This is a genomic window from Pseudomonas sp. LBUM1676 (assembly GCF_059695605.1).
Window position 1 is genome coordinate 5,141,856 of the sequence record NZ_CP166777.1, and the last position, 19,606, is coordinate 5,161,461.

General features: G+C 59.5%; 22 protein-coding genes. 16 read left to right on the top strand and 6 right to left on the bottom strand.

Annotation, left to right across the window (positions count from 1 at the left end):
• Window positions 1-9: 9 nt before the first annotated feature.
• Both ACA041_RS23695 and ACA041_RS23700 read left to right on the top strand, forming a co-directional pair.
• Complete coding sequence (locus ACA041_RS23695; protein WP_497437958.1) at window positions 10-2,169, top strand: type I secretion system permease/ATPase; 2,160 nt, start codon at window positions 10-12, stop codon at window positions 2,167-2,169.
• Between the two features lie 9 nt (window positions 2,170-2,178).
• Window positions 2,179-3,534 carry an HlyD family type I secretion periplasmic adaptor subunit gene (locus ACA041_RS23700; RefSeq protein ID WP_497437959.1) on the top strand — a complete coding sequence of 452 codons (1,356 nt, stop codon included), beginning with the start codon at window positions 2,179-2,181 and terminating at the stop codon, window positions 3,532-3,534.
• A 150-nt stretch (window positions 3,535-3,684) separates the two neighbouring features.
• On the opposite strand, the gene ACA041_RS23705 is transcribed toward ACA041_RS23700, so the two are convergent.
• A complete protein-coding gene (locus ACA041_RS23705) occupies window positions 3,685-4,281 on the bottom strand; it encodes a tRNA-uridine aminocarboxypropyltransferase (protein WP_497437960.1) in 597 nt (198 codons plus the stop codon).
• Window positions 4,282-4,285: 4 nt separating this feature from the next.
• The gene (locus tag ACA041_RS23710; RefSeq protein WP_064679167.1) at window positions 4,286-5,179 is read right to left on the bottom strand and encodes a LysR family transcriptional regulator; all 894 of its coding nucleotides are present in this window, start codon (window positions 5,177-5,179) and stop codon (window positions 4,286-4,288) included.
• Between the two features lie 352 nt (window positions 5,180-5,531).
• On the opposite strand from ACA041_RS23710, the gene speB reads away from it, so the two are divergent.
• The 6 genes from speB (at window position 5,532) to ACA041_RS23740 (ending at window position 11,044) form a co-directional block, all read left to right on the top strand.
• Window positions 5,532-6,482: an agmatinase gene (speB, locus tag ACA041_RS23715; RefSeq protein WP_497437961.1), complete on the top strand. Its 951-nt coding sequence runs from the start codon at window positions 5,532-5,534 to the stop codon at window positions 6,480-6,482.
• A 9-nt stretch (window positions 6,483-6,491) separates the two neighbouring features.
• On the top strand, window positions 6,492-6,899 hold the full coding sequence (locus ACA041_RS23720) for a YybH family protein (RefSeq protein ID WP_497437962.1): 408 nt from the start codon (window positions 6,492-6,494) through the stop codon (window positions 6,897-6,899).
• 54 nt (window positions 6,900-6,953) lie between these two features.
• Window positions 6,954-8,465: a purine-cytosine permease family protein gene (locus tag ACA041_RS23725; RefSeq protein WP_497437963.1), complete on the top strand. Its 1,512-nt coding sequence runs from the start codon at window positions 6,954-6,956 to the stop codon at window positions 8,463-8,465.
• A gap of 80 nt (window positions 8,466-8,545) precedes the next feature.
• Complete coding sequence (locus ACA041_RS23730) at window positions 8,546-9,925, top strand: sodium:solute symporter family protein (RefSeq protein WP_497437964.1); 1,380 nt, start codon at window positions 8,546-8,548, stop codon at window positions 9,923-9,925.
• Window positions 9,926-10,011: 86 nt separating this feature from the next.
• Window positions 10,012-10,737: an MBL fold metallo-hydrolase gene (locus tag ACA041_RS23735; protein ID WP_497437965.1), complete on the top strand. Its 726-nt coding sequence runs from the start codon at window positions 10,012-10,014 to the stop codon at window positions 10,735-10,737.
• A 55-nt stretch (window positions 10,738-10,792) separates the two neighbouring features.
• Window positions 10,793-11,044, top strand: coding sequence for an acyl carrier protein (locus ACA041_RS23740; protein ID WP_497437966.1), 252 nt, complete (start codon window positions 10,793-10,795; stop codon window positions 11,042-11,044).
• A gap of 132 nt (window positions 11,045-11,176) precedes the next feature.
• Here ACA041_RS23740 and ACA041_RS23745 read toward each other — a convergent pair whose 3' ends face one another.
• The 3 genes from ACA041_RS23745 to ACA041_RS23755 all read right to left on the bottom strand — a co-directional run bounded on the left by ACA041_RS23745 (window position 11,177) and on the right by ACA041_RS23755 (window position 13,508).
• Entirely contained in the window at window positions 11,177-11,305 is a 129-nt protein-coding gene (locus tag ACA041_RS23745; protein ID WP_007914492.1) for a PA1414 family protein, read from the bottom strand.
• Between the two features lie 239 nt (window positions 11,306-11,544).
• Window positions 11,545-12,477, bottom strand: coding sequence for a DMT family transporter (locus ACA041_RS23750; protein ID WP_497437967.1), 933 nt, complete (start codon window positions 12,475-12,477; stop codon window positions 11,545-11,547).
• A 194-nt stretch (window positions 12,478-12,671) separates the two neighbouring features.
• Complete coding sequence (locus ACA041_RS23755; protein WP_150634047.1) at window positions 12,672-13,508, bottom strand: CvfB family protein; 837 nt, start codon at window positions 13,506-13,508, stop codon at window positions 12,672-12,674.
• Here ACA041_RS23755 and ACA041_RS23760 point away from each other — a divergent pair.
• The 4 genes from ACA041_RS23760 to ACA041_RS23775 all read left to right on the top strand — a co-directional run bounded on the left by ACA041_RS23760 (window position 13,507) and on the right by ACA041_RS23775 (window position 15,920).
• Window positions 13,507-13,683, top strand: coding sequence for a hypothetical protein (locus tag ACA041_RS23760; protein ID WP_497437968.1), 177 nt, complete (start codon window positions 13,507-13,509; stop codon window positions 13,681-13,683). The two genes, ACA041_RS23755 and ACA041_RS23760, sit on opposite strands and share 2 nt — an antisense overlap.
• A 176-nt stretch (window positions 13,684-13,859) precedes the next feature.
• Complete coding sequence (locus ACA041_RS23765; RefSeq protein WP_017337097.1) at window positions 13,860-14,048, top strand: PFL_1563 family small protein; 189 nt, start codon at window positions 13,860-13,862, stop codon at window positions 14,046-14,048.
• A 219-nt stretch (window positions 14,049-14,267) separates the two neighbouring features.
• On the top strand, window positions 14,268-14,984 hold the full coding sequence (locus ACA041_RS23770) for a TorF family putative porin (protein ID WP_497437969.1): 717 nt from the start codon (window positions 14,268-14,270) through the stop codon (window positions 14,982-14,984).
• 66 nt (window positions 14,985-15,050) lie between these two features.
• Window positions 15,051-15,920: a DUF6279 family lipoprotein gene (locus ACA041_RS23775; RefSeq protein WP_497437970.1), complete on the top strand. Its 870-nt coding sequence runs from the start codon at window positions 15,051-15,053 to the stop codon at window positions 15,918-15,920.
• Between the two features lie 62 nt (window positions 15,921-15,982).
• Here the strand turns inward: ACA041_RS23775 and ACA041_RS23780 are convergent, their stop codons facing one another.
• Entirely contained in the window at window positions 15,983-16,372 is a 390-nt protein-coding gene (locus tag ACA041_RS23780; protein WP_497437971.1) for a transcriptional regulator, read from the bottom strand.
• A 188-nt stretch (window positions 16,373-16,560) separates the two neighbouring features.
• Here ACA041_RS23780 and ACA041_RS23785 point away from each other — a divergent pair, with 188 nt between their 5' ends.
• From ACA041_RS23785 to ACA041_RS23800, 4 genes are all read left to right on the top strand, one after another.
• Entirely contained in the window at window positions 16,561-17,295 is a 735-nt protein-coding gene (locus ACA041_RS23785; protein WP_497437972.1) for a DUF899 domain-containing protein, read from the top strand.
• A gap of 194 nt (window positions 17,296-17,489) precedes the next feature.
• A complete protein-coding gene (locus tag ACA041_RS23790) occupies window positions 17,490-17,762 on the top strand; it encodes a hypothetical protein (RefSeq protein ID WP_497437973.1) in 273 nt (90 codons plus the stop codon).
• Window positions 17,763-17,881: 119 nt separating this feature from the next.
• Window positions 17,882-19,156 (top strand): tyrosine-type recombinase/integrase, encoded by a 1,275-nt coding sequence (locus ACA041_RS23795; protein ID WP_497437974.1) that lies wholly within the window; start codon window positions 17,882-17,884, stop codon window positions 19,154-19,156.
• A gap of 198 nt (window positions 19,157-19,354) precedes the next feature.
• Window positions 19,355-19,594, top strand: a complete 240-nt coding sequence (locus tag ACA041_RS23800) for a helix-turn-helix transcriptional regulator (RefSeq protein WP_497442164.1) — start codon at window positions 19,355-19,357, stop codon at window positions 19,592-19,594.
• Window positions 19,595-19,606 lie beyond the last annotated feature (12 nt).

Genomic DNA, 19,606 nt, shown 5'->3' on the forward strand with positions numbered 1-19,606 from the left:
GCGAGCCCTGTGACCAGCATGGAATCCACCCATCATGGCGTCGATCCGCGGCTGAGCTTCGATGACCCGCTACTGGACGGTCTGTTGATCCTCTGCAAACTCCACGGCGCAACGGTCAGTCGCGCCAGCCTGAGTGCCGGGCTGCCCCTGGCACACCAGCGCCTGAGCCTGGACCTGCTGCCGCGCGCAGCGGCCCGGGCCGGTTTGCAGGCGCGTTTGCTGCGCCGCGAACTGGCGGATATCAACGCCCTCAACCTCCCTGTCATGCTGATCCTCAACAACGGCCGCACCGCGATTCTACGGCGCTGGGGCGATGACGGCCGGGCGCTGATCCTGCCGAGCGAAGCCGACGGTGGTGAACAATGGGTCAGCCGTGAAGAGCTGGCGGAAAACTACAGCGGCCAGGCCTTGTTCGCCCGGCCGCGGCATGAACTCGAAGACTTGCGCTCGCCCCTGGTGCCCCGGGTCGAAGCCTGGTTTCGCGATACCTTGAAGCTGTCGAAGTGGCTGTACGGCGATGCGATCCTGGCGAGTTTCCTGATCAACCTGCTGGGGTTGATGGTGCCGCTGTTTGTCATGCAGACCTATGACCGCGTCGTGCCGAACCAGGCGACGTCGACCTTGTGGGTACTGTCCATCGGCCTGCTGATCGGCACCGGTTTCGAACTGGTGCTGCGGGTGGTGCGCGCGCACTTGCTGGACACCGCCGGGAAGAAAACCGACGTGATCCTGTCCGCCACGCTGTTCGAACGCATCACCGGCATGGCCATGAAAGCGCGGCCGGCGACCATCGGCGGTTTCGCCCAAAGCATCCATGACTTCCAGGGCCTGCGCGAATTTCTCACCGCCGTCACCTTGACCAGCCTGATCGACCTGCCCTTCGCCGTGCTGATGCTGGTGGTGATCGGCTTGCTCGGCGGATGGCTGGTGGTGATTCCGTTGCTGGCGTTTCCGATCACGATCATCTTCGCCATGGTGATTCAGTCCCGCTTGCGCGACACCGTGCAAAAAAGCCTGACCCTGGGAGCCGAACGCCAGGGTCTGCTGATCGAAACCCTCGGTGGCCTGGAAACGCTCAAGGCCTGCAGCGCCGAAAGCGAACGTCAGCACCAGTGGGAAAGCACCCACGGCGCCCTCACCCGCCTCGACAGCCATGCGCGCAACCTCTCGGCCCTGGCCACCAACGGCACCTTGTTCATCCAGCAATTTTCCGGCATGGCGACCATCGTCGCCGGGGTCTACAGCATCATCGCCGGCAACCTCAGCGTCGGCGCGCTGGTGGCGACCTATATGCTCGGCAGCCGGGTGCTGGCACCGCTGGGACAGATCGCCGGTCTGATCACCCGCTACCAGCAAGCGCAACTGACCATGAAAAGCACCGACGCACTGATGTCCCTGCCCCAGGAACGCGACGCCAGGCAGCGGCCGCTGGAACGCACGCAGCTGCAAGGTGCGCTGGATGTCATCGGTGTGACCTTCCACTACAACGGCCAGAACGCGCCGGCGCTGGCCAATGTCAGCTTCAGCGTCAAACCTGGCGAGCGGATCGGCATCATCGGTCGCAGCGGCTCGGGCAAAAGCACCCTGGCGCGGCTGGTGATGGGTTTCTATGCGCCGGAAGAAGGGCAACTGCTGCTCGACGGCCTGGACCTGCGGCAACTGGACGTTGCCGACCTGCGCCAGCAGATCGGTTACGTCGCCCATGACCTGCCGCTGTTGGCCGGCAGCCTGCGCGACAACCTGACCCTCGGCGCGCGCTATATCAGCGATGCGCGGATGCTCGAAGTGGCCGAACTCACCGGTGTCACCGAGCTCGCGCGCCAGCATCCACAAGGGTTTGACCGGCCGGTGGGCGAACGCGGGCAGCTGCTGTCCGGCGGCCAGCGCCAGGCGGTGTTACTGGCCCGCGCCTTGTTGCTCGACCCGCCGATCATGCTGCTCGATGAACCCACCAGCGCCATGGACAACAGCAGCGAAGACGTTCTGCGGCAGAAACTCCACGGCTGGGTCCAGGGCAAGACCCTGCTGCTGGTCACCCACCGCACCTCGATGCTCAGCCTGGTGGATCGGCTGGTGGTGCTGGACAACGGGCGGATCGTCGCCGACGGTCCGAAAGAAACGGTCATCGATGCACTGCGCAAGGGCCGCGTCGGCTCTGCGGCTGTCTAGGAGTCGCCTATGTCCGCTTCCGAAGATTCACGGGGCTACTTCGCAAGCTTCGGTAAAAGCGCCGAAAGCGAATTCATGCCGGAAACCGCCAGCGCCGCGTTGCAGGACTCACCCCGCTGGTCGCGGATTACCGTGTGGCTGGCCGCCGGGCTGATCATTACCGCCGTGGTCTGGGCCAAGTTCGCCGTGTTACAGGAAGTCACCATGGGCGAAGGCAAGGCGATTCCATCGAGCAAGATTCAGGTGATCCAGAACCTGGAGGGCGGTATCGTCACTGAAATCTTCGTCCGCGAGGGGCAAATGGTGAACAAGGGCGATACCTTGCTGCGCCTGGATGACACGCGTTTTCTGTCGAACAAGGGCGAAAGCGAGGCCGATCGTTACGCACTGACCGCGCAGGTCGAACGTCTTTCGGCCGAAGCGGAAGGACGGCCGTTCAAACTGTCGCCGGACGTCATCGCCAAGGCACCGCAAGTGGCCGAGGACGAACGCTCGCTGCATGAACAACGGCAACGCCGCCTGGCCAGCGAACAACGCACCTTATCGGAACAACTTCGGCAAAAAACCCAGGAACTGGCGGAATTTAGATCAAAACAGGGTCAATACAGTTCCAGCCTGGCATTGCTGCAACAAGAGATGAATATGTCCGCGCCACTGGTGGGCACCGGCGCGGTTTCGCCGGTTGAAATCCTGCGCCTCAAACGCAGCGCGGTGGAGATTCGCGGCTCGCTCAATGCCACGACCCTGGCGATTCCCCGGGCCGAATCGGCGATTAACGAGATCAAGAGCAAGATCGATGAATCGGAGCAATCCTTCCGCTCGGACGCAGCCAAGGAGCTGAATGAGAAGCGCACCGAGCTGTCGAAAATCACCGCTTCGAGCATCGCCATCGACGACCGCGTGACCCGCACCACGGTGGTGTCGCCAGTGCACGGCATTATCAAGATGTTGAAGGTCAACACCATCGGCGGGGTGGTCCAGCCGGGCAGCGACATGGTGGAGATCGTACCCCTGGAAGATAACCTGCTGATCGAAGCCAAGGTTCGGCCACAGGACGTGGCGTTCCTGCATCCTGGGCAGAAAGCCATGGTCAAGTTCAGTGCCTACGACTACACGATTTATGGCGGTTTGAGCGCGAAGCTGGAGTTGATCGGGGCGGACACCATCACCGATGACAAGGGCAATAGTTTTTATCTGATTCAAGTCAGGACCGACAAGAATCATCTGGGTGGGGATGTGAAGCCGTTGCTGATTATTCCGGGGATGGTGGCGACGGTGGATATCATTACCGGGCACAAGAGTGTGCTGGATTATCTGCTCAAGCCGGTGTTAAAGGCGCGGACCGAGGCGATGCGGGAGCGATAGATCCGGCCAGAATATTCATTGACTGTGCAATGGCTATCGCTAGCAGGCTAGCTCCCACAGTTGATCAGTTGTGAATACAAAATATGTGATCGCTCTCCAATTCCCCTGTGGGAGCTAGCCTGCTAGCGATGGGGCCGGTACAGACAGTACCTATCGGTCACCATGATTACGCTGAAAGACCTCCCCCCCCATCGCCGCAATCTGCCCCTCGATCAACGCCTCGAACGGCCTCAACAATGGCTCAAAACTGACGGGCGCTTCCAGGACCTGCAACGCCTGCACTATCGCCTCCACCGTCGACAACGCCCCGGGCCCCGGTGCCTTGCGCAATCGATAACGGGACACCGCGCCAGCAGCCAGCGTCACTCGGGGCAACGCCGCCAGCAACGGATTGAGGTGCAGCATCTTGCGCGCCTTGCGCCAGGTGCCATCCGGGACGACCAGCAACAGCGGTTCATCATTTGCCGCGTAAGCCTGGATCGTCTGCGCATCATCGGCAGGAAACAACAGCCGTGCCCGGTACCCCGGTTGATTCAGCAGCGCCGGCAAATCCTCGAACACTTCGCCCACGATCAGCTCGGCATTGTTCAACCCCAACGCCGCCAGGCGCGCGGTGTTCAGGGCATGGTTCACCTCGCTCGGATGCTGCAACAGCAACACCCGAGTGCGACTGTCGAGGCTCGGGATCAGCGGGCACAGGCAGTGACTGTGTGGGCGCAGGCAGCGCGGGCAATGGATTCTGGACATCGTCTCAAGCCTGATTCAGTTGTGCTTTGAGTAAATCGCGAAAAGTCTGGATCAGTGGTTCGCGGCTGCGGCCTCGGCGCACGATCATGGAAAACGGCGCCTGATAGCCGAAGGTTGCCGGCAGCAGTACCCGCAGATCGCCCTTGTCAGCCCAGGCCTGGGCGTAGTGTTCCGGCAAATAACCGATGTAAGCGCCGGAGAGCACCAGTATCAGCTGGGCTTCCATACTCTCCACGGTTGCGGCGCTGTGCTTGAAGCCATGGCGCGCCAGTTCCGCCTGGCTCCAGTAACCACGGCCGACCATGCGCTGCTGGGTGATGACCTGCTCGGGGATGCGCCGCTCGGTGAACAGCGGGTGCCGACTGCTGCAATACAACCAGTGCTGCTCCCGGTACAGCGGCATGTAGACCAGCCCGCTCATGCGCGTGGAAAACGCGCCGATGGCCAGGTCGAGGCGATTGTCCTGCACGCCGAGCTGCAATTCGTAGGGGCTCATGACCGACAGGTGCAAATGCACGGCCGGATGCTCCTGAGTGTAGGCGCCGATGGCTTCGGCAAACGGCAAGGCCTTGTCACTGACGGTAGAATCGATCACCCCCAGGTTCAGAGTGCCGCGCAGTTCGCCTTTGAGCGCCGCTGCGTACTGCTCGAAACCTTCGAGTTCGCCGAGCAGGCGCAGGGTTTCCTGATGGAACAACTCACCCTTGCTGGTCAGGCTGAAGCCGCCGCGACCGCGATGGCACAGCACCAGGCCCAGGGCCGCTTCAAGCTGGCTCATGTAAGTGCTGATGGCCGAGGTTGAGAGGTTGAGCTCCTGCTGGGCATTGGCGAACCCCTGATGGCGGACCACGCTGACGAAGATGCGCAACAGTTTCAGGTCGGGTAAAGCGTTGGCCATGGGGGCTCCGAGGTACACGGTAATGCATCCTGCTTCTGTGGCGAGGGAGCTTGCTCCCGCTCGACTGCGCAGCAGTCGTAAAATCTACTGATGCGGTCCATCTGACACCAAGGTGAATGGTTTGGGGCTGCTTCGCAGCCGAGCGGGAGCAAGCTCCCTCGCCACAGGGTTCTGCGCATGGCTGCAAGTCTATCGCCGTCATCACCATTAGTTTAGAAAAATCTGAACTAAGTATTTGCCCGTAGCGATTCTTCCCGGCCACTACATTTCGCAGAATCGGCCCACAGCGGTGCCCGTCTCTCCCCGAGCGGCTTACCTGCATAAATAAAACAACGACGATGAGGCCCTACCCGTGGACAAGATTCTTCACCAACCACTGGGCGGCAACGAAATGCCGCGCTTCGGCGGCATCGCCACCATGATGCGACTCCCCCATTTGCAATCCGCTGCCGGCCTGGACGCCGCCTTCGTTGGCGTGCCGCTGGACATCGGTACCTCGCTGCGCCCCGGCACCCGTTTCGGGCCGCGTGAAATCCGCGCTGAATCGGTGATGATCCGTCCGTACAACATGGCCACCGGCGCGGCGCCGTTCGACTCGCTGTCGGTTGCCGACATCGGTGACGTGGCGATCAACACCTTCAACCTGCTGGATGCCGTACGGATCATCGAAGAGTCCTACGACAATATCCTCGAACATGATGTGATCCCCCTGACCCTGGGCGGCGACCACACCATCACCCTGCCGATCCTGCGGGCCATCCACAAGAAGCACGGCAAGGTCGGCCTGGTGCACATCGACGCTCACGCCGATGTCAACGATCACATGTTCGGCGAGAAAATCGCCCACGGCACCACGTTCCGTCGCGCCGTCGAAGAAGGCCTGCTGGACCCGGACCGCGTCGTGCAAATCGGCCTGCGCGCCCAAGGCTACACCGCTGACGACTTCAACTGGAGCCGTAACCAGGGTTTCCGTGTGGTCCAGGCCGAAGAGTGCTGGCACAAATCCCTGGCCCCATTGATGGCCGAAGTTCGCGAGAAAGTCGGCGGCGGCCCGGTCTACCTGAGTTTCGACATCGACGGCATCGACCCGGCCTGGGCGCCTGGCACCGGCACCCCGGAAATCGGTGGCCTGACGACCATTCAGGCAATTGAAATCGTTCGCGGCTGCCAAGGCCTCGACCTGGTCGGTTGCGATCTGGTAGAAGTCTCGCCCGCGTACGACACCACCGGTAACACCTCGCTGCTGGCCGCCAACCTGCTGTACGAAATGCTCTGCGTACTGCCTGGCGTGGTCCACCGCTGAGGATCGGTCATGAGCGAACGTGATCAGGTTTTGAAAGCCGCCGCCGATCTGGTGTCGGCCTTTGCCCGCAACGATCGCGAAGCCTACTTCGGCGCTTTCAGCCTTGATGCCAGCTTCGTGTTCTACACCCTCGAACAGCCTCTGCTGTCGCGCGATGCCTATCAGGCGTTGTGGGACACCTGGCGGTCCGAGGATGGCTTCGAAGTGCTTTCGTGCACTTCAAGCAACGCCTTCGTCAGCCTGCAGGGTGACGTGGCGATCTTCATCCATGACGTGGCCACCGAGCTGCGCATGCAAGGGGAGCAACACTTCAGCCAGGAGCGCGAGACGATTGTGTTTCGCCGACAACAACAAGGCCCATGGCTGGCCTGCCACGAACATTTGTCCGCGATGCCGGAAGGGCTGCCACCCCCTTAGCCAAACAGGTGACGCTCACACACGATGAGCGCGCCTTTATGATCGGAGCAGATCATGAATAACAACAACAACGACCAAAGCCTTACGCAGATAGAAACCCACGGGGTCGAACAGATCCCGGACAACGAACGTACCGCAGGTCCGACGGATTTGTTCCGGATGATCTTCGGCGGTTCCAATACTTTTGCCACCGCCGTGCTCGGCAGTTTTCCGGTGCTGTTCGGCCTGTCATTCCAGGCCGGCGTCGGGGCGATTGTGCTCGGTGTGCTGCTGGGCTCGTTGATCCTTGCGCCCATGGGCCTGTTCGGCCCGCTCAATGGCACCAACAACGCCGTGTCTTCCGGTGCGCACTTCGGCGTGCACGGGCGGATCGTCGGGTCGTTCCTGTCGCTGCTGACCGCCATCGCCTTCTTCTCGCTCTCGGTGTGGAGTTCGGGGGATGCGCTGATCGGTGGTGCCAAACGCCTGATCGGCCTGCCGGAAACCGACCTGACCCTGGGCCTGGCCTACGGTCTGTTCGCGATCCTGGTGCTGACGGTATGCATCTATGGGTTCCGCTTCCTGCTGTGGGTCAACAAGATCGCGGTGTGGAGCGCCAGCCTGCTGTTCCTGCTGGGCATCTTCGCGTTCGCCGGGCCCTTCGATGTGAACTTCGCCGGCACCGTCAGCCTCGGGCAACCAGGCTTCTGGGCGGCCTTTATCGGCGCGGCGCTGGTGGCCATGAGCAACCCGATTTCCTTCGGTGCGTTCCTCGGTGACTGGTCGCGCTATATCCCGCGTGACACTTCCAAGCGCCGGATCATGGCCGCGGTGGTGATCTCGCAGATCGCGACATTCATCCCGTTCCTGTTCGGCCTGACCACCGCCACCATCGTGGCGATCAAGGCACCGGACTACATCGCGGCCAACAACTACGTCGGCGGTCTGCTGGCGGTTTCGCCGAGCTGGTTCTTCCTGCCGGTGTGCCTGATCGCGGTGATCGGCGGCATGTCCACCGGCACCACCTCGCTTTATGGCACCGGGCTGGACATGTCCAGCGTGTTCCCGCGGGTATTGTCGCGGGTCAAGGCGACGCTGCTGATCGGCGTGATGTCGATTGCCTTCATCTTCATCGGGCGTTTTGCCGCGAACCTGGTGCAGAGCGTGTCGACCTTCGCCGTGCTGATCATCACCTGCACCACCCCGTGGATGGTGATCATGATCATCGGTCTGCTGGTGCGTCGCGGCTTTTACTGCCCGGATGACCTGCAAGTGTTCACCCGCGGCGAGAAAGGTGGCCGTTACTGGTTCACCCACGGCTGGAACTGGCGTGGGCTGGGGGCGTGGATTCCGAGTGCACTGGTCGGTCTGTGCTTTGTGAACCTGCCGGGGCAATTCGTTGGTCCGTTGGGTGAACTGGCTGGCGGCATCGACATCAGCCTGCCGGTAACCCTGGGCCTGGCGTCGCTGGTGTACCTGGCGCTGCTGAGCCTGTTCCCGGAACCGGCCGCGGTGTTCGGCCCGAATGATTCACGCAGCAAAGGCGCAAACATCACGGCAAAACCTGAACTACGTCAGCCTGCCTGACACAGCTCGCTCCCACAGAAAGCAGCCCCACAGAACCATCTTTGTTCCACCATAAAAAAGACAATCGGAGACACGCCATCATGGCTTTGGATTTATTCGTCGTTCTCATTTACGCCGCCGCGATGCTGGTACTCGGCTACTTCGGCATGCGCAAGGCCAAGACCAACGAAGACTACTTGGTCGCCGGTCGCAACCTCGGCCCGACCCTGTACATGGGCACCATGGCCGCTACGGTACTGGGTGGTGCGTCCACCGTCGGCACCGTGCGCCTGGGCTACGTGCATGGCATTTCCGGTTTCTGGCTGTGCGCCGCACTGGGTTGCGGGATCGTGGCGCTGAACCTGTTCCTGGCCAAACCGCTGCTGAAGCTGAAAATCTACACCGTCACCCAGGTCCTTGAAAAACGCTACAACCCGATGGCCCGCTCGGCGAGTGCGGCAATCATGCTGGCGTATGCGCTGATGATCGGCGTGACCTCGATCCTGGCGATCGGCACCGTGCTGCAAGTACTGTTCGGCCTGCCCTTCTGGATCTCGGTGCTGCTCGGTGGTGGCGTGGTGGTGATCTATTCGGCCATCGGCGGCATGTGGTCCCTGACCCTGACCGATATCGTCCAGTTCGTGATCAAGACCGTCGGCCTGATGTTCATCCTGTTGCCGATCTGCCTGTACCGCGTCGGCGGCTGGGATGAGTTGGTGATGAAACTGCCGCAGGCGGCTTTCAGCTTCACCACCATCGGCTGGGACACCATCATCACCTACTTCATGATCTACTTCTTCGGGATCCTGATCGGCCAGGACATCTGGCAGCGTGTGTTCACCGTCCGGACCGCCAAAGTCGCTCAGTACGCCGGTACTTTCGCCGGCATCTACTGCATCTTCTACGGCCTGGCCTGCGCCCTGATCGGCATGGCCGCCCATGTGCTGATTCCGGATCTGGACAACGTCAACAACGCTTTTGCCGCCATCGTGAAACTGTCCCTGCCGGACGGTATCCGGGGCTTGGTGATCGCTGCTGCACTGGCGGCCATGATGTCCACCGCCAGCGCCGGCCTGCTCGCAGCTTCCACCACCCTGACCGAAGACCTGCTGCCGAAACTGCGCGGCGGCAAACAGTCGAGCCTGGGCATCAACCGCCTGTTTACCCTGCTCACCGGCATCGTGGTACTCGGCATCGCGCTGGTGGTCAACGACGTGATCAGCGCCCTGACCCTGGCCTACAACCTGTTGGTGGGCGGCATGCTGATCCCGCTGATCGGTGCGATTTTCTGGAAACGCGCAACCACCGCCGGCGCTATCGCCAGCATGGGCCTGGGCTTTGCCACCGCGCTGATGTTCATGATCAAGGACGGTATGGACGCCAACACCCCGATCTACTACAGCCTCGGTGTCGGCCTGGTGAGTTTCGTCGTGGTCAGCCTGCTGTCCCGTCGTCCGGCACCGGTAGCGAGCGCCATCTAAGCTGAAAAGAATGGATTAAGTTTTTTCTTCGACGAGTGTGGCGTCGGTTGCCACACTCGTTTTTTTTCGCCTGAAGGAAACCGCTAATGAAAATCGTCAGCCGCGATCAGTGGTTCGAGGTCAAACCGCTCAGTGACGGCATACGCCTGATTCACGAGCCGTACATCCGGCCCTTCTATCGCTGCAACCTCTGGCACATCCAGGGCCGCGACAAAGACCTGCTGCTCGACAGCGGTTCCGGGCTGGTCAGCCTGCGCGAGCAATTGCCATGGATCACCGAGCGGCCGTTGGTCGCGGTGGCGAGTCATTGCCATTTCGACCACATTGCCGGCCATCACGAATTCCCCGAACGCCTGGTCCATCCGGCCGAAGCGCAGATCCTCGCCGCACCGGACGGCGACAACACACTGAGCACGGCCTTTGTCGGTGACGACATGTTCGAGGCTCACCCCGACTGCCCGTTGTGCTACGCCGAATACCGGGTCAAGGCCGCACCGGCCACCGGAATGATTGAAGAAGGCGATGTGCTGGACCTGGGTAACCGCACGCTGCAGGTGCTGCACACGCCGGGGCACTCACCGGGCGGCATCAGCCTTTACGAGGCGGCGACCGAAACGCTCTTCAGTGGCGACATCATCTACGACGGGCCGCTGATCGAGGATGCCTACCACTCCAACCTCGACGACTACGCCCGCAGCCTGCAACGCTTGCGCGCACTGCCGATCCGCACGGTGCACGGCGGGCATTTCGGCAGTTTTTCCGGGGAGCATTTACGCACGATGATTGACGAGTGGCAGCGTTCCCATGGCTGAAGCCTGCTGTACTCCAACGCAGGGACAACAACAATAACGCCCTCGAAGAACCACCATGAAAAAAGCCGCTGTCCGCGCCGCCGTGCATCGCCTCATCAGCCGTCTGTTGGAGGGTCAGGACGACTTCGACGACAACGCCAGCCTGGCGCAGTTGGGACTGGATAAGGAGGATATCGAAGAACTGATCTTCCATCTGGAAGATGAACTGGGACTGACGGCGTTTACGGCCGAGGAAGACAACATGCTCAAGACCGCCAGGACGGTGAATGACTTGAGCCGGTTTTTGATGGAGATTGGGCGGCATTGAATACCGCCCATGATGAATCCTGTAGAACACGGCCCGAGTCTGGGGCGTTTCCTCAGGTACTCTGAATCGCAGCATTTGCACACCCCCCTGCAGGAGCTGCCACAGACTGCGATCGTTTCAGACCTTGACGCGTTACCGGCGACGCTGCTGGCGTCGACGTTGTTCGTCGTCAGTGCGAATAGGCACAGGTTGCAGAGGCGGTTCGATCAAACCGAGTGCGACACCCAGGTCATGCAGCCAGTTTTGGATTTTCTCTTTCATGGTGCCCCCTTCAGGGTAGTGCCGAGCGGCTGTGAATTCTGTAGCCCCTTCGCACTGATAATAGTCCGAAGTCCTGCGCAATGCTCGTCTAAAGACGCAATGATCTGTTACTGAATTGATCCAAATACCTGACCGTTAGTTCAAGCAATCGCCTGAACCCGGGGCGAAAACGACGTATCGACCGTCTGTCACCATTCTCTCCACGCCTGAAGGGTTCGGAGGCCTTGGTGCCAGGCCGGTCATTGCTGCCCGAGGGCTTTGCGCAAACGACGGCGCACCCACTGCTCGGCGCTGACAAAGGTGATGCCCAACAGCACCAGCACCGCGCCGATGATGAAATTGAGACTCAGTTCTTCACCCAGCAGCACCACGCCGAACGTCACGCCGAACAACGGTGTCATGAAGGAAAATACCGCCAGGTTCGCCGCCAGATAACGGCGCAGCAGCCAGAACCAGGTCAGGTAACTGAAGAACGACACCACCAATCCCTGGAACAGTACGCTGGCCACCGCTACGGTGGTCAGGCTGACGTGGCTGACCTGGCCGCTGAGGATGGCGATCAGCAACAGGCCGACGAAACCGACAAGCAGTTGATAAAACAGGGTCAGGGTCACCGGTGCTTCCGACAAGCGCGACGCGCGCACCACCACCGTGGTCGCGCCCCAGGACGCACCGGCCAGCACACCCAGTGCGTCGCCCAGCAGCATGCGCCGATCGAGATTGTCCCAGGACACCCCACCGGCAAATGCGATGGCGATCCCGATAAAAGCGAGGAAAATGCCCAACCACTGGACCGGCCTCAATCGTTCACTCGGCAGCAGCCAGTGCACGCCCAGCGCGGTAAAGATCGGCGCCGTGTAGAGAAACACTGACATATGCGCGGCCGTGGTCAGTTGCAGGCCTTCGGAAATGAAGAAAAACTCCAGACCAAACAGCGCACCCGCCAGCAGACCGCCGCGCCAGGTACTGCCGACCTGATCCCACCCTCCTTTCCAGCAGATCAAAAGGCCGACGAGCAACGCGGAAATACCCGAGCGCCCTGCGGCTTGCATGACCGGCGCTATGTCGGGTGCCGCCCATTTGATCATGACTTGCTGGACGCCCCAGATCAGGCACAGCCCCATCATCACTTGCAGGGCAAACCCATCGGCGCTACGCCGCGTGGCGCTCACCGGTACACCTCGACAACACAATCCATGGCAGTGACTCGACAGTAAAAGCAAAGCCCCGGCTTCTTGCTGAGAAAGCGCCGGGGCGAAATATTATGCTGCCGATTATTAACCAGATGGACAGGAAATGCCGCCTGCCAGAGACCTTCAGATTCCTGGTTGCGTCATTTGCCTGTAGGAGCGAGGGCGTTGCGGGGTCAGCTCAGCTCAATGCGATCGGCATGAATAACGATCTGGCCGTTCTTGTACAACGCACCGATCGCCTTCTTGAAGTTGCCCTTGCTGACGCCAAACATGCTGGTGATTACCGTCGGGTCGCTCTTGTCGCTTACCGGCAGTGTGCCGTTGTTGTCGCGCAGTTTGGCAAGGATCTTCGAGTTGAGGCTGGTAGCCGCTTCTTCGCCGACCGGTTGCAGGCTCAGGCTGATCTTGCCATCGGCCCGGACTTCTTTGATAAAGCCCTTTTCCTCTTTACCGGCGCGCATGAACTTGAAGATTTCGTTCTTGTGGATCAGGCCCCAGTGCTTGTTGTTGATGATCGCCTTGAACCCCATGTCGGTGGCTTCGGCGACCAGCAGATCGACTTCCTGGCCCGGGGTGTAGTTGGCCGGGGTCTTGTCCAGGTAGCGGTCCAGACGCGCCGTCGCCGTTATGCGGCGCGTGTGCTTGTCGAGGTAGACATGCACCACGACATACTCGCCCGCGGTCATCTGACGCTTTTCTTCGGAGTACGGCAGCAACAGATCCTTCGGCAAGCCCCAATCCAGGAAAACCCCGATGCTGTTGACTTCAACGACTTTCAAACTGGCGAATTCACCGACCTGTACTTTCGGTTTTTCGGTAGTTGCGATGAGTTTGTCATCGCTGTCCAGATAAATAAAAACGTTGAGCCAATCTTCATCTTCGCTGGGAATATCTTTGGGAATATAACGATTGGGCAGGAGGATTTCGCCATCCGCGCCACCGTCCAGATATAAACCGAAGTTAGTGTGTTTAACCACTTGCAAACTGTTGTAACGCCCGACTAAAGCCATGTCCAATACCCTCATTGCGTGGGCGGCATTCTACCCGGTTTTGCGGGCTGCGGTCGGTGGACAGCCCGATGGCGCAGGAAAATCCTCTGAAGCCCTTAATTTTCCTGGATTTTGTCCATGGCGCGTGGCCACTCGTCTGGCCAATCTGACCGATCACGCCACGACCATCCCGTGAAAAAAGCTGCAGCTCCTGATTGATGTTCATAGTTAAAACAGCAGCTTAGGCAAATATTCCGAATAATAACTTGCGATACCTCACGCACGGGCAATGTGCATTTCGGGAGATATTTAGCAAGCAATTGTCAAGTATTTCATGTACTATGCTTGGCCAAGTTAATTTTCTACAGGTTAATGGCCGCCATGCGTGTAAAAGCATCCAACAGCAAAGCAAAGCCAGCTCCAGCCGTTGAAACCAGCGAATCGATCAACAACCAGATTGCTGCGTTCCTCAAGTCCGGTGGCGAGATCCAGCAAATTGCCAAAGGCGTCAGCGGCCAGACGTTCGGCCCGTCCAAGCAGATCACTTTGGGCAAAAAGTAATTGTCACAAGGTCCACCGCGATAACTGGTCCCTAAGCGCTTTGAGCTTCGAAGCGCTTGGACTGGAACCCTCCTGCTACACCCCGCGTAACATACCCATATTCCAAAAATCGACGAACGGCCATCAATGCCGGGCATTCGCCGGTATGCTTGCACCCGTCTAGATCAAGCGTTTCAGCAGGTTTTTCGTTCCTGCTCCACGCTGTTCATGGAGTGACGCATGTTCAAGCACTCTTTTTTCCTGCTCGCCAGCCTGCTGGCGTGTTCAGTCGCCAATGCGCAAATCTTCCAGCGTGAATTGGGTGACTTCGATCTCAAACTCGGCACCACCCCCAGCCGCAGCATGGCCCAGGGGCTGGTCAAACCTTCCAGCATCGGCTCGTTCCACGGTGGTCTCGACCTGAGCCACGACAGCGGCTTCTATGTGGGTCAATGGTCACCGAGCGTTGGGTTGAGCCCCGGGAGCAAACTTGAAGTCGATTCCTACGTGGGCTTTAAACAACCTTTCGATCACACCCTGGGCTATGAAGTCGGCATGATCCATTACAGCTACCCGGAAGTGGACACCCTCGACAGCCATGAGCTGTTCGGCGGCCTGACCTTGCTGGGCAGTCGGTTCGGTGCCGCGTTCAGCAATGACACGGACAAACAGAACAGCACGGTGTTCGCCGACCTGGGTGGCAATCAGCCCTTCGGCATAGGCATCAGCATGAAATACACCACCCACCAGCTTAACTCGCCGGTGTCGGTCGATGGCGGCTACGTAGGCAGTTTCAACGATTGGTCCGTGCAACTTTCCCGGCCATTCATGGGCATCGACCTGGACCTGATCTACAGCGGTTCCAGCCTCAGCGGCAGCGACTGCTCCGCCTACTCGGGGCACAACAGCCAGTGCGATGGCCTGGTCACCCTCAAGGCTGAGCGTGCGTTCTATTGATTGGCTGAACTGACGCGCTGATCCCGCGTCCACATGAGAACCCTACGCTTTCGCAAGGACTCGCCCATGTCGCGCTGGTTTAAGTATCTCGCCGTCGTTATCAGCCTCAGTCTTGCCCTCGGCGCGTGCAGCCGCGTGGGCCTGGCCTATCGCAATCTCGACGTGATCATCCCGTGGACGCTCGGCGATTACCTGAGCATGAACGGTGGGCAGAAAGACTGGTTCGACGAACGCCTCGAAGAGCACCTGAGCTGGCACTGCACCACGCAACTGCCGGGCTACCTCGACTGGCTGGACCGTCTGCAGGACATGGTCGAGGCCAACCAGGTCACCGATGCCGCGTTGCAAGCCCGCACTCAGGAAGCCAAGCAGGCCATCGCCCAGACCGCGCGGGAAATCACTCCGTCGGCCATCGAGTTGTTGCAGGGGCTGGATGACAGGCAAGTCGCGGAAATGAACGCCGCCTTCGCCAAAGACCAGCGCAAACGCCAGGAGCAATACCTGCAGCCGTCGCTTGAGCAGCAAATCAGGGAGCGTGGCGAGCGCATGGAAAAACGCCTGAATGACTGGCTCGGCCCGCTCAGCCCGATCCAGCAGCAACGGGTCGTCGCCTGGTCAAAGGCCTTGGGCGACCAGAATACGCAATGGATCGCCAACCGCGTCCATTGGCAGATGCAGTTCAGTGCGGCGGTTGCGCAGCGTCAGAGTCCGCAATTCCCACAGCAAATCGAGACGCTCCTGGTCAATCGCGAGAGCTTGTGGACCCCCACCTATCGCCAGGCCTATGCCAATACCGAGGCCCAGGCGCGGTCACTGTTCGTGGACTTGATGGCTGAAAGTACGCCGGAACAACGGCAGCGGTTGCTGAGGAAAATCGAAGGGGTGCGCAAGGATTTCAATGATTTGAAATGCTTGAAAACCGTAAAGGAAGGCTAAAAGAAACACAGTTCCAATGTGGGAGCGAGCAGGCTCGCTCCCACATTGGGTATGCGTGATCTTCAGGCTATCTGCGCCTTCGAAGCCACCTCATCAAACGTCACTTCGTCCAGCGCATCCTCCTGCTCATCCAGCACCTGCCGCGGATGATCATTGCCCGGAATGCTGCTGTCGATCAGGCTCAACAGACTCGAGCCCCGTGGCGTCAAGATATAGTTCGAGCCGGTGCCACCCTGCTCCTCTGGCCGAGGCTCGATATAGCCGCGCTCCAGCAGTAGCTTTTCGTACTCGCCGGCCACCGCTTTCAAGTGATCCAGGTTTTCCGTCTCCTCGCCCTCTGTCGCTTGCTCGGCAGCGTATTGTTCGGCATAGGGACGTGGCGTGAAGCTGGGTGCCCCGTTCTGTACTTCGTGCAGCAAGCGTTCGATCAAATCCCAGTTATAAGTCGTCATCCTGATCAACCTCCAGCGCCCGTGAGTGGAATGGCTTACATAGGTTGTGACCGATTGCGTGCGCAGCCGTTCAGCTGAGGTCTTGAATCAGGTCTTGAACAGCACCGACCGGTGGTATGTCGAATTTGGCACAGGTCAAACGACTAGCCTGTGTCAGTTACCTCCCAGCATCCCGCAGGAGAAAACCAATGAACATTCAAAATCATCCCGTCGTGTCCCGAGAAGAATGGCTCGCCGCTCGTAAACAACACCTGGCCCACGAAAAAGCCTTCACCCGGGAACGGGATAAACTCAGCGCCGAACGCCGCGCCCTGCCCTGGGTGAAAATCGACAAGGATTACCGTTTCAAGGGCCCGGACGGCGAGTTGAAACTGGCCGACCTGTTCGGCGGCCGTAACCAGTTGATCATTTACCACTTCATGTTTGCCAAAGGCTGGGACGAAGGTTGTTCAGGCTGCTCGTTCCTGTCCGACCACATCGACGGCGCCAACCAGCACCTGGCCCACCATGACGTGGCGGTGGTGGCGGTTTCCCACGCACCGTTCGAAGAATTCCAGGCCTTCAAACGGCGCATGGGCTGGAAATTCGACTGGGTGTCGTCAGAAGGCTGCGATTTCAACTACGACTTCGGCGTTTCGGCCAGGGCAGAAGACGTTGCCGCCGGCAAAGCCACCTACAACTACGAAAAATCCGACGGCGCCGAAGAAGAACTCCCCGGACTCAGCGTGTTTTATCGCAATGAAAACGGCGAAATCTTCCACACTTACTCCACTTACGCCCGCGGCCTGGACATGTTGGTGGGTGCCTACAACTATCTGGACTTGACGCCCAAAGGTCGAAATGAAGAGCAAATCATGGAATGGGTGCAGCTTCATGATCAGTATGGAGACAAGGCGTCATCCAGCTGCTGTCATGGGGGGTAGACCGTAGAGACCGAGTCGCGGCCATCGCGAGCAAGCTTGCTCCTGCATTGATCCGGGTAACACCCCCACCCCTGTGGGGGTGTTTTTATTAAATCAGCTTGAAACAGGCAATCTGCAATTGGCCTCGCTGAACTTTTTCCACCCTGCAACCCTCAACCGGATAACCCGCCTTTTCCGGAACAGAGGCTCGCCCTATGAAAACCCTGCTGAAATTCACCCTGGTTGCCACGTTCGCCTGTGCCCTTCCCGTTTGGGCCTGCACGCCCGAGGAAGCCACCATCAAGCGCGAACAACTGGCCAGGGAAATCACCAAGCTCACGGAGCAGAATCCGACCAAGGCCAAGGAGATCAATGAAGAGTTGCAGAAGATGGATCTGGGCACTGCCAGCAAGGATTTGCCAGACAAGTGCCAGTTGATTGATCAGCGCCTTGAAGAACTGGGTAAAGCGAAGGCGAAGGCTAGCTAATACTGGGCTTTTCTCTTCCAGTGTCATCTGTCATTTTCCAGCGTCATCCGTTGTCATTTTACGGATAACTGTATAATTTACCGTGACCCTGCACCCTAAAAGGCATCGGTTATACAGTTATGACTACGAAGACGAAAGACAAGCCCGCCAAGGCAGGCAGGAAGCCTTTGACAGATCCGGCTGTGCGCAGCAAGAAGCCCGGCACCCACCCCGACGGTGTCGAGCGCGGCTTATTCCTGATCGTCACACCGACCGGCACCAAGTCCTGGCGGCTGCGCTATTGGGTCGACAAAAAAGAATACGTCCACACGCTCGGACGTTACGAGCCGGACAGTGACGACCATATGGGCTTGGATGACGCTCGCACAGCGGCCAAGAGGGCGAAAGTCAGTGCCCGACAAGGTACCCATCCGAAAGACATCAAGCAGGCTGAGGACGTCGCCAGAAAGGCCAAAGCGGCACGGACATTCGACGCTGTTTCCAAGGAGTTCATCGAATACTACAAGACCAAGGACGATTGGAAGGAAAGCACGGTCAAAGGGCATGGATACACGCTGAAAGCCATCAACTTGATCATGGGCCCGGTGCCGATCAACGAGGTTGACGTCGGCCACATCAAAGCTGTGATTAACCACTACCAAGGCAAGAAGGCCGCGCAGCGTTTCGCGTTCGGCGTCGTCAAGCGTGTGCTCGACTTCGCCAAGGTGTCACGGTACGTGGCGGAAAACGTGGCACAGGGGTGCGAGACACTACTGCCAAAAAAGAAAAATAAAGAGGGCGAACGTTCCCAGCGCCACCATCCGGCAATTACGAAGGTGGACCCTTTCGCCGAATACCTGCGCAAGCTATACACCCACCCGGGCCGGAGCAGTTCGTTCTACGGTTTGAAGCTGCTGGCCATGTTGCCAGTCCGACCGGTTGAACTCGCCCGCATGAAGTGGACCGAGCTGGATCTCGAGGCGGGCTGGTGGAATTTCCGCATGACAAAGGTCGACGAATTACACGCTGTGCCGCTACCCCGACAAGCCTTGGTGCTGCTTGGCGAATTGCAGGCACGTCGTGCAGGACACGCAGAATACGTCCTTCCAAGCCGGCGCGATCCTTCCAAGCCGACACACCCGGATAGCTTCCGTCTGGCACAGCTGAAACAGCTGGGGTACGAATTAGGCACGGTGAGCGGGCACGGTGGTCGGGCCACCTGGCGGACGCTTGGTCAGAAGCCATTGAAGATAGACGTCACGATTCTCGAATTAGCCATGGGGCACGAAACCAAAGACCCGCTAGGGCACGCGTACAACCGGAACGAATTTCTTGAAGAACGGTTTGAAGCGGCGCAATTGTGGGCAGACTGGCTGGATGAGTTGCGGGCCGAGCCTCTTGATGGCACGGTCTAAACGGTGTCGGCAAGGATCGGAAGATATTGCTATTTACATGCCGAATTGCGCCCTATAATGGGCGCCAGATCGCAAAAATGCGGTCGTCACTTCATACCCAACTTCTAATAGCAGGCCACCGGCCAAAGTGACTCAACTCTGTTTGAGGTCGCCGCTATGTCCGCACACCAAGCCACCGAAACAACCCTCTCCCCGCTCATGACCCGCGACGAAGTTCTGCGGGTGACCAGCGTGTGTCTCAGCACTTTGTACGCCTGGATGAGCGCCGGCTATTTCCCCGCATGCCGCTCCCTCGGCCCGAAGCGCTCGAACGGCTATGCCGGTCGTTCCGTCTGGAGCAGAGCCGAAGTCGACGCCTGGCTCGCGGAGCACTTGGCGAAGCCTTGCACCGTAGGACCGACCGCAAAGTCCGCTCGCGGTGCCAGCCAACCTGCCTGAACGGCGCGCAAA

Excerpts from the sequence above, each read along its gene's own strand:
- ACA041_RS23700 (WP_497437959.1), top strand. The coding sequence starts at position 2,179 with ATGTCCGCTTCCGAAGATTCACGGGGCTACTTCGCAAGCTTCGGTAAA.
- ACA041_RS23705 (WP_497437960.1), bottom strand. The coding sequence starts at position 4,281 with ATGTCCAGAATCCATTGCCCGCGCTGCCTGCGCCCACACAGTCACTGC.
- ACA041_RS23710 (WP_064679167.1), bottom strand. The coding sequence starts at position 5,179 with ATGGCCAACGCTTTACCCGACCTGAAACTGTTGCGCATCTTCGTCAGC.
- ACA041_RS23720 (WP_497437962.1), top strand. The coding sequence starts at position 6,492 with ATGAGCGAACGTGATCAGGTTTTGAAAGCCGCCGCCGATCTGGTGTCG.
- ACA041_RS23725 (WP_497437963.1), top strand. The coding sequence starts at position 6,954 with ATGAATAACAACAACAACGACCAAAGCCTTACGCAGATAGAAACCCAC.
- ACA041_RS23730 (WP_497437964.1), top strand. The coding sequence starts at position 8,546 with ATGGCTTTGGATTTATTCGTCGTTCTCATTTACGCCGCCGCGATGCTG.
- ACA041_RS23735 (WP_497437965.1), top strand. The coding sequence starts at position 10,012 with ATGAAAATCGTCAGCCGCGATCAGTGGTTCGAGGTCAAACCGCTCAGT.
- ACA041_RS23740 (WP_497437966.1), top strand. The coding sequence starts at position 10,793 with ATGAAAAAAGCCGCTGTCCGCGCCGCCGTGCATCGCCTCATCAGCCGT.
- ACA041_RS23745 (WP_007914492.1), bottom strand. The coding sequence starts at position 11,305 with ATGAAAGAGAAAATCCAAAACTGGCTGCATGACCTGGGTGTCGCACTC.
- ACA041_RS23760 (WP_497437968.1), top strand. The coding sequence starts at position 13,507 with ATGTCCAATACCCTCATTGCGTGGGCGGCATTCTACCCGGTTTTGCGG.
- ACA041_RS23755 (WP_150634047.1), bottom strand. The coding sequence starts at position 13,508 with ATGGCTTTAGTCGGGCGTTACAACAGTTTGCAAGTGGTTAAACACACT.
- ACA041_RS23765 (WP_017337097.1), top strand. The coding sequence starts at position 13,860 with ATGGCCGCCATGCGTGTAAAAGCATCCAACAGCAAAGCAAAGCCAGCT.
- ACA041_RS23770 (WP_497437969.1), top strand. The coding sequence starts at position 14,268 with ATGTTCAAGCACTCTTTTTTCCTGCTCGCCAGCCTGCTGGCGTGTTCA.
- ACA041_RS23775 (WP_497437970.1), top strand. The coding sequence starts at position 15,051 with ATGTCGCGCTGGTTTAAGTATCTCGCCGTCGTTATCAGCCTCAGTCTT.
- ACA041_RS23780 (WP_497437971.1), bottom strand. The coding sequence starts at position 16,372 with ATGACGACTTATAACTGGGATTTGATCGAACGCTTGCTGCACGAAGTA.
- ACA041_RS23785 (WP_497437972.1), top strand. The coding sequence starts at position 16,561 with ATGAACATTCAAAATCATCCCGTCGTGTCCCGAGAAGAATGGCTCGCC.
- ACA041_RS23790 (WP_497437973.1), top strand. The coding sequence starts at position 17,490 with ATGAAAACCCTGCTGAAATTCACCCTGGTTGCCACGTTCGCCTGTGCC.
- ACA041_RS23795 (WP_497437974.1), top strand. The coding sequence starts at position 17,882 with ATGACTACGAAGACGAAAGACAAGCCCGCCAAGGCAGGCAGGAAGCCT.
- ACA041_RS23800 (WP_497442164.1), top strand. The coding sequence starts at position 19,355 with ATGACCCGCGACGAAGTTCTGCGGGTGACCAGCGTGTGTCTCAGCACT.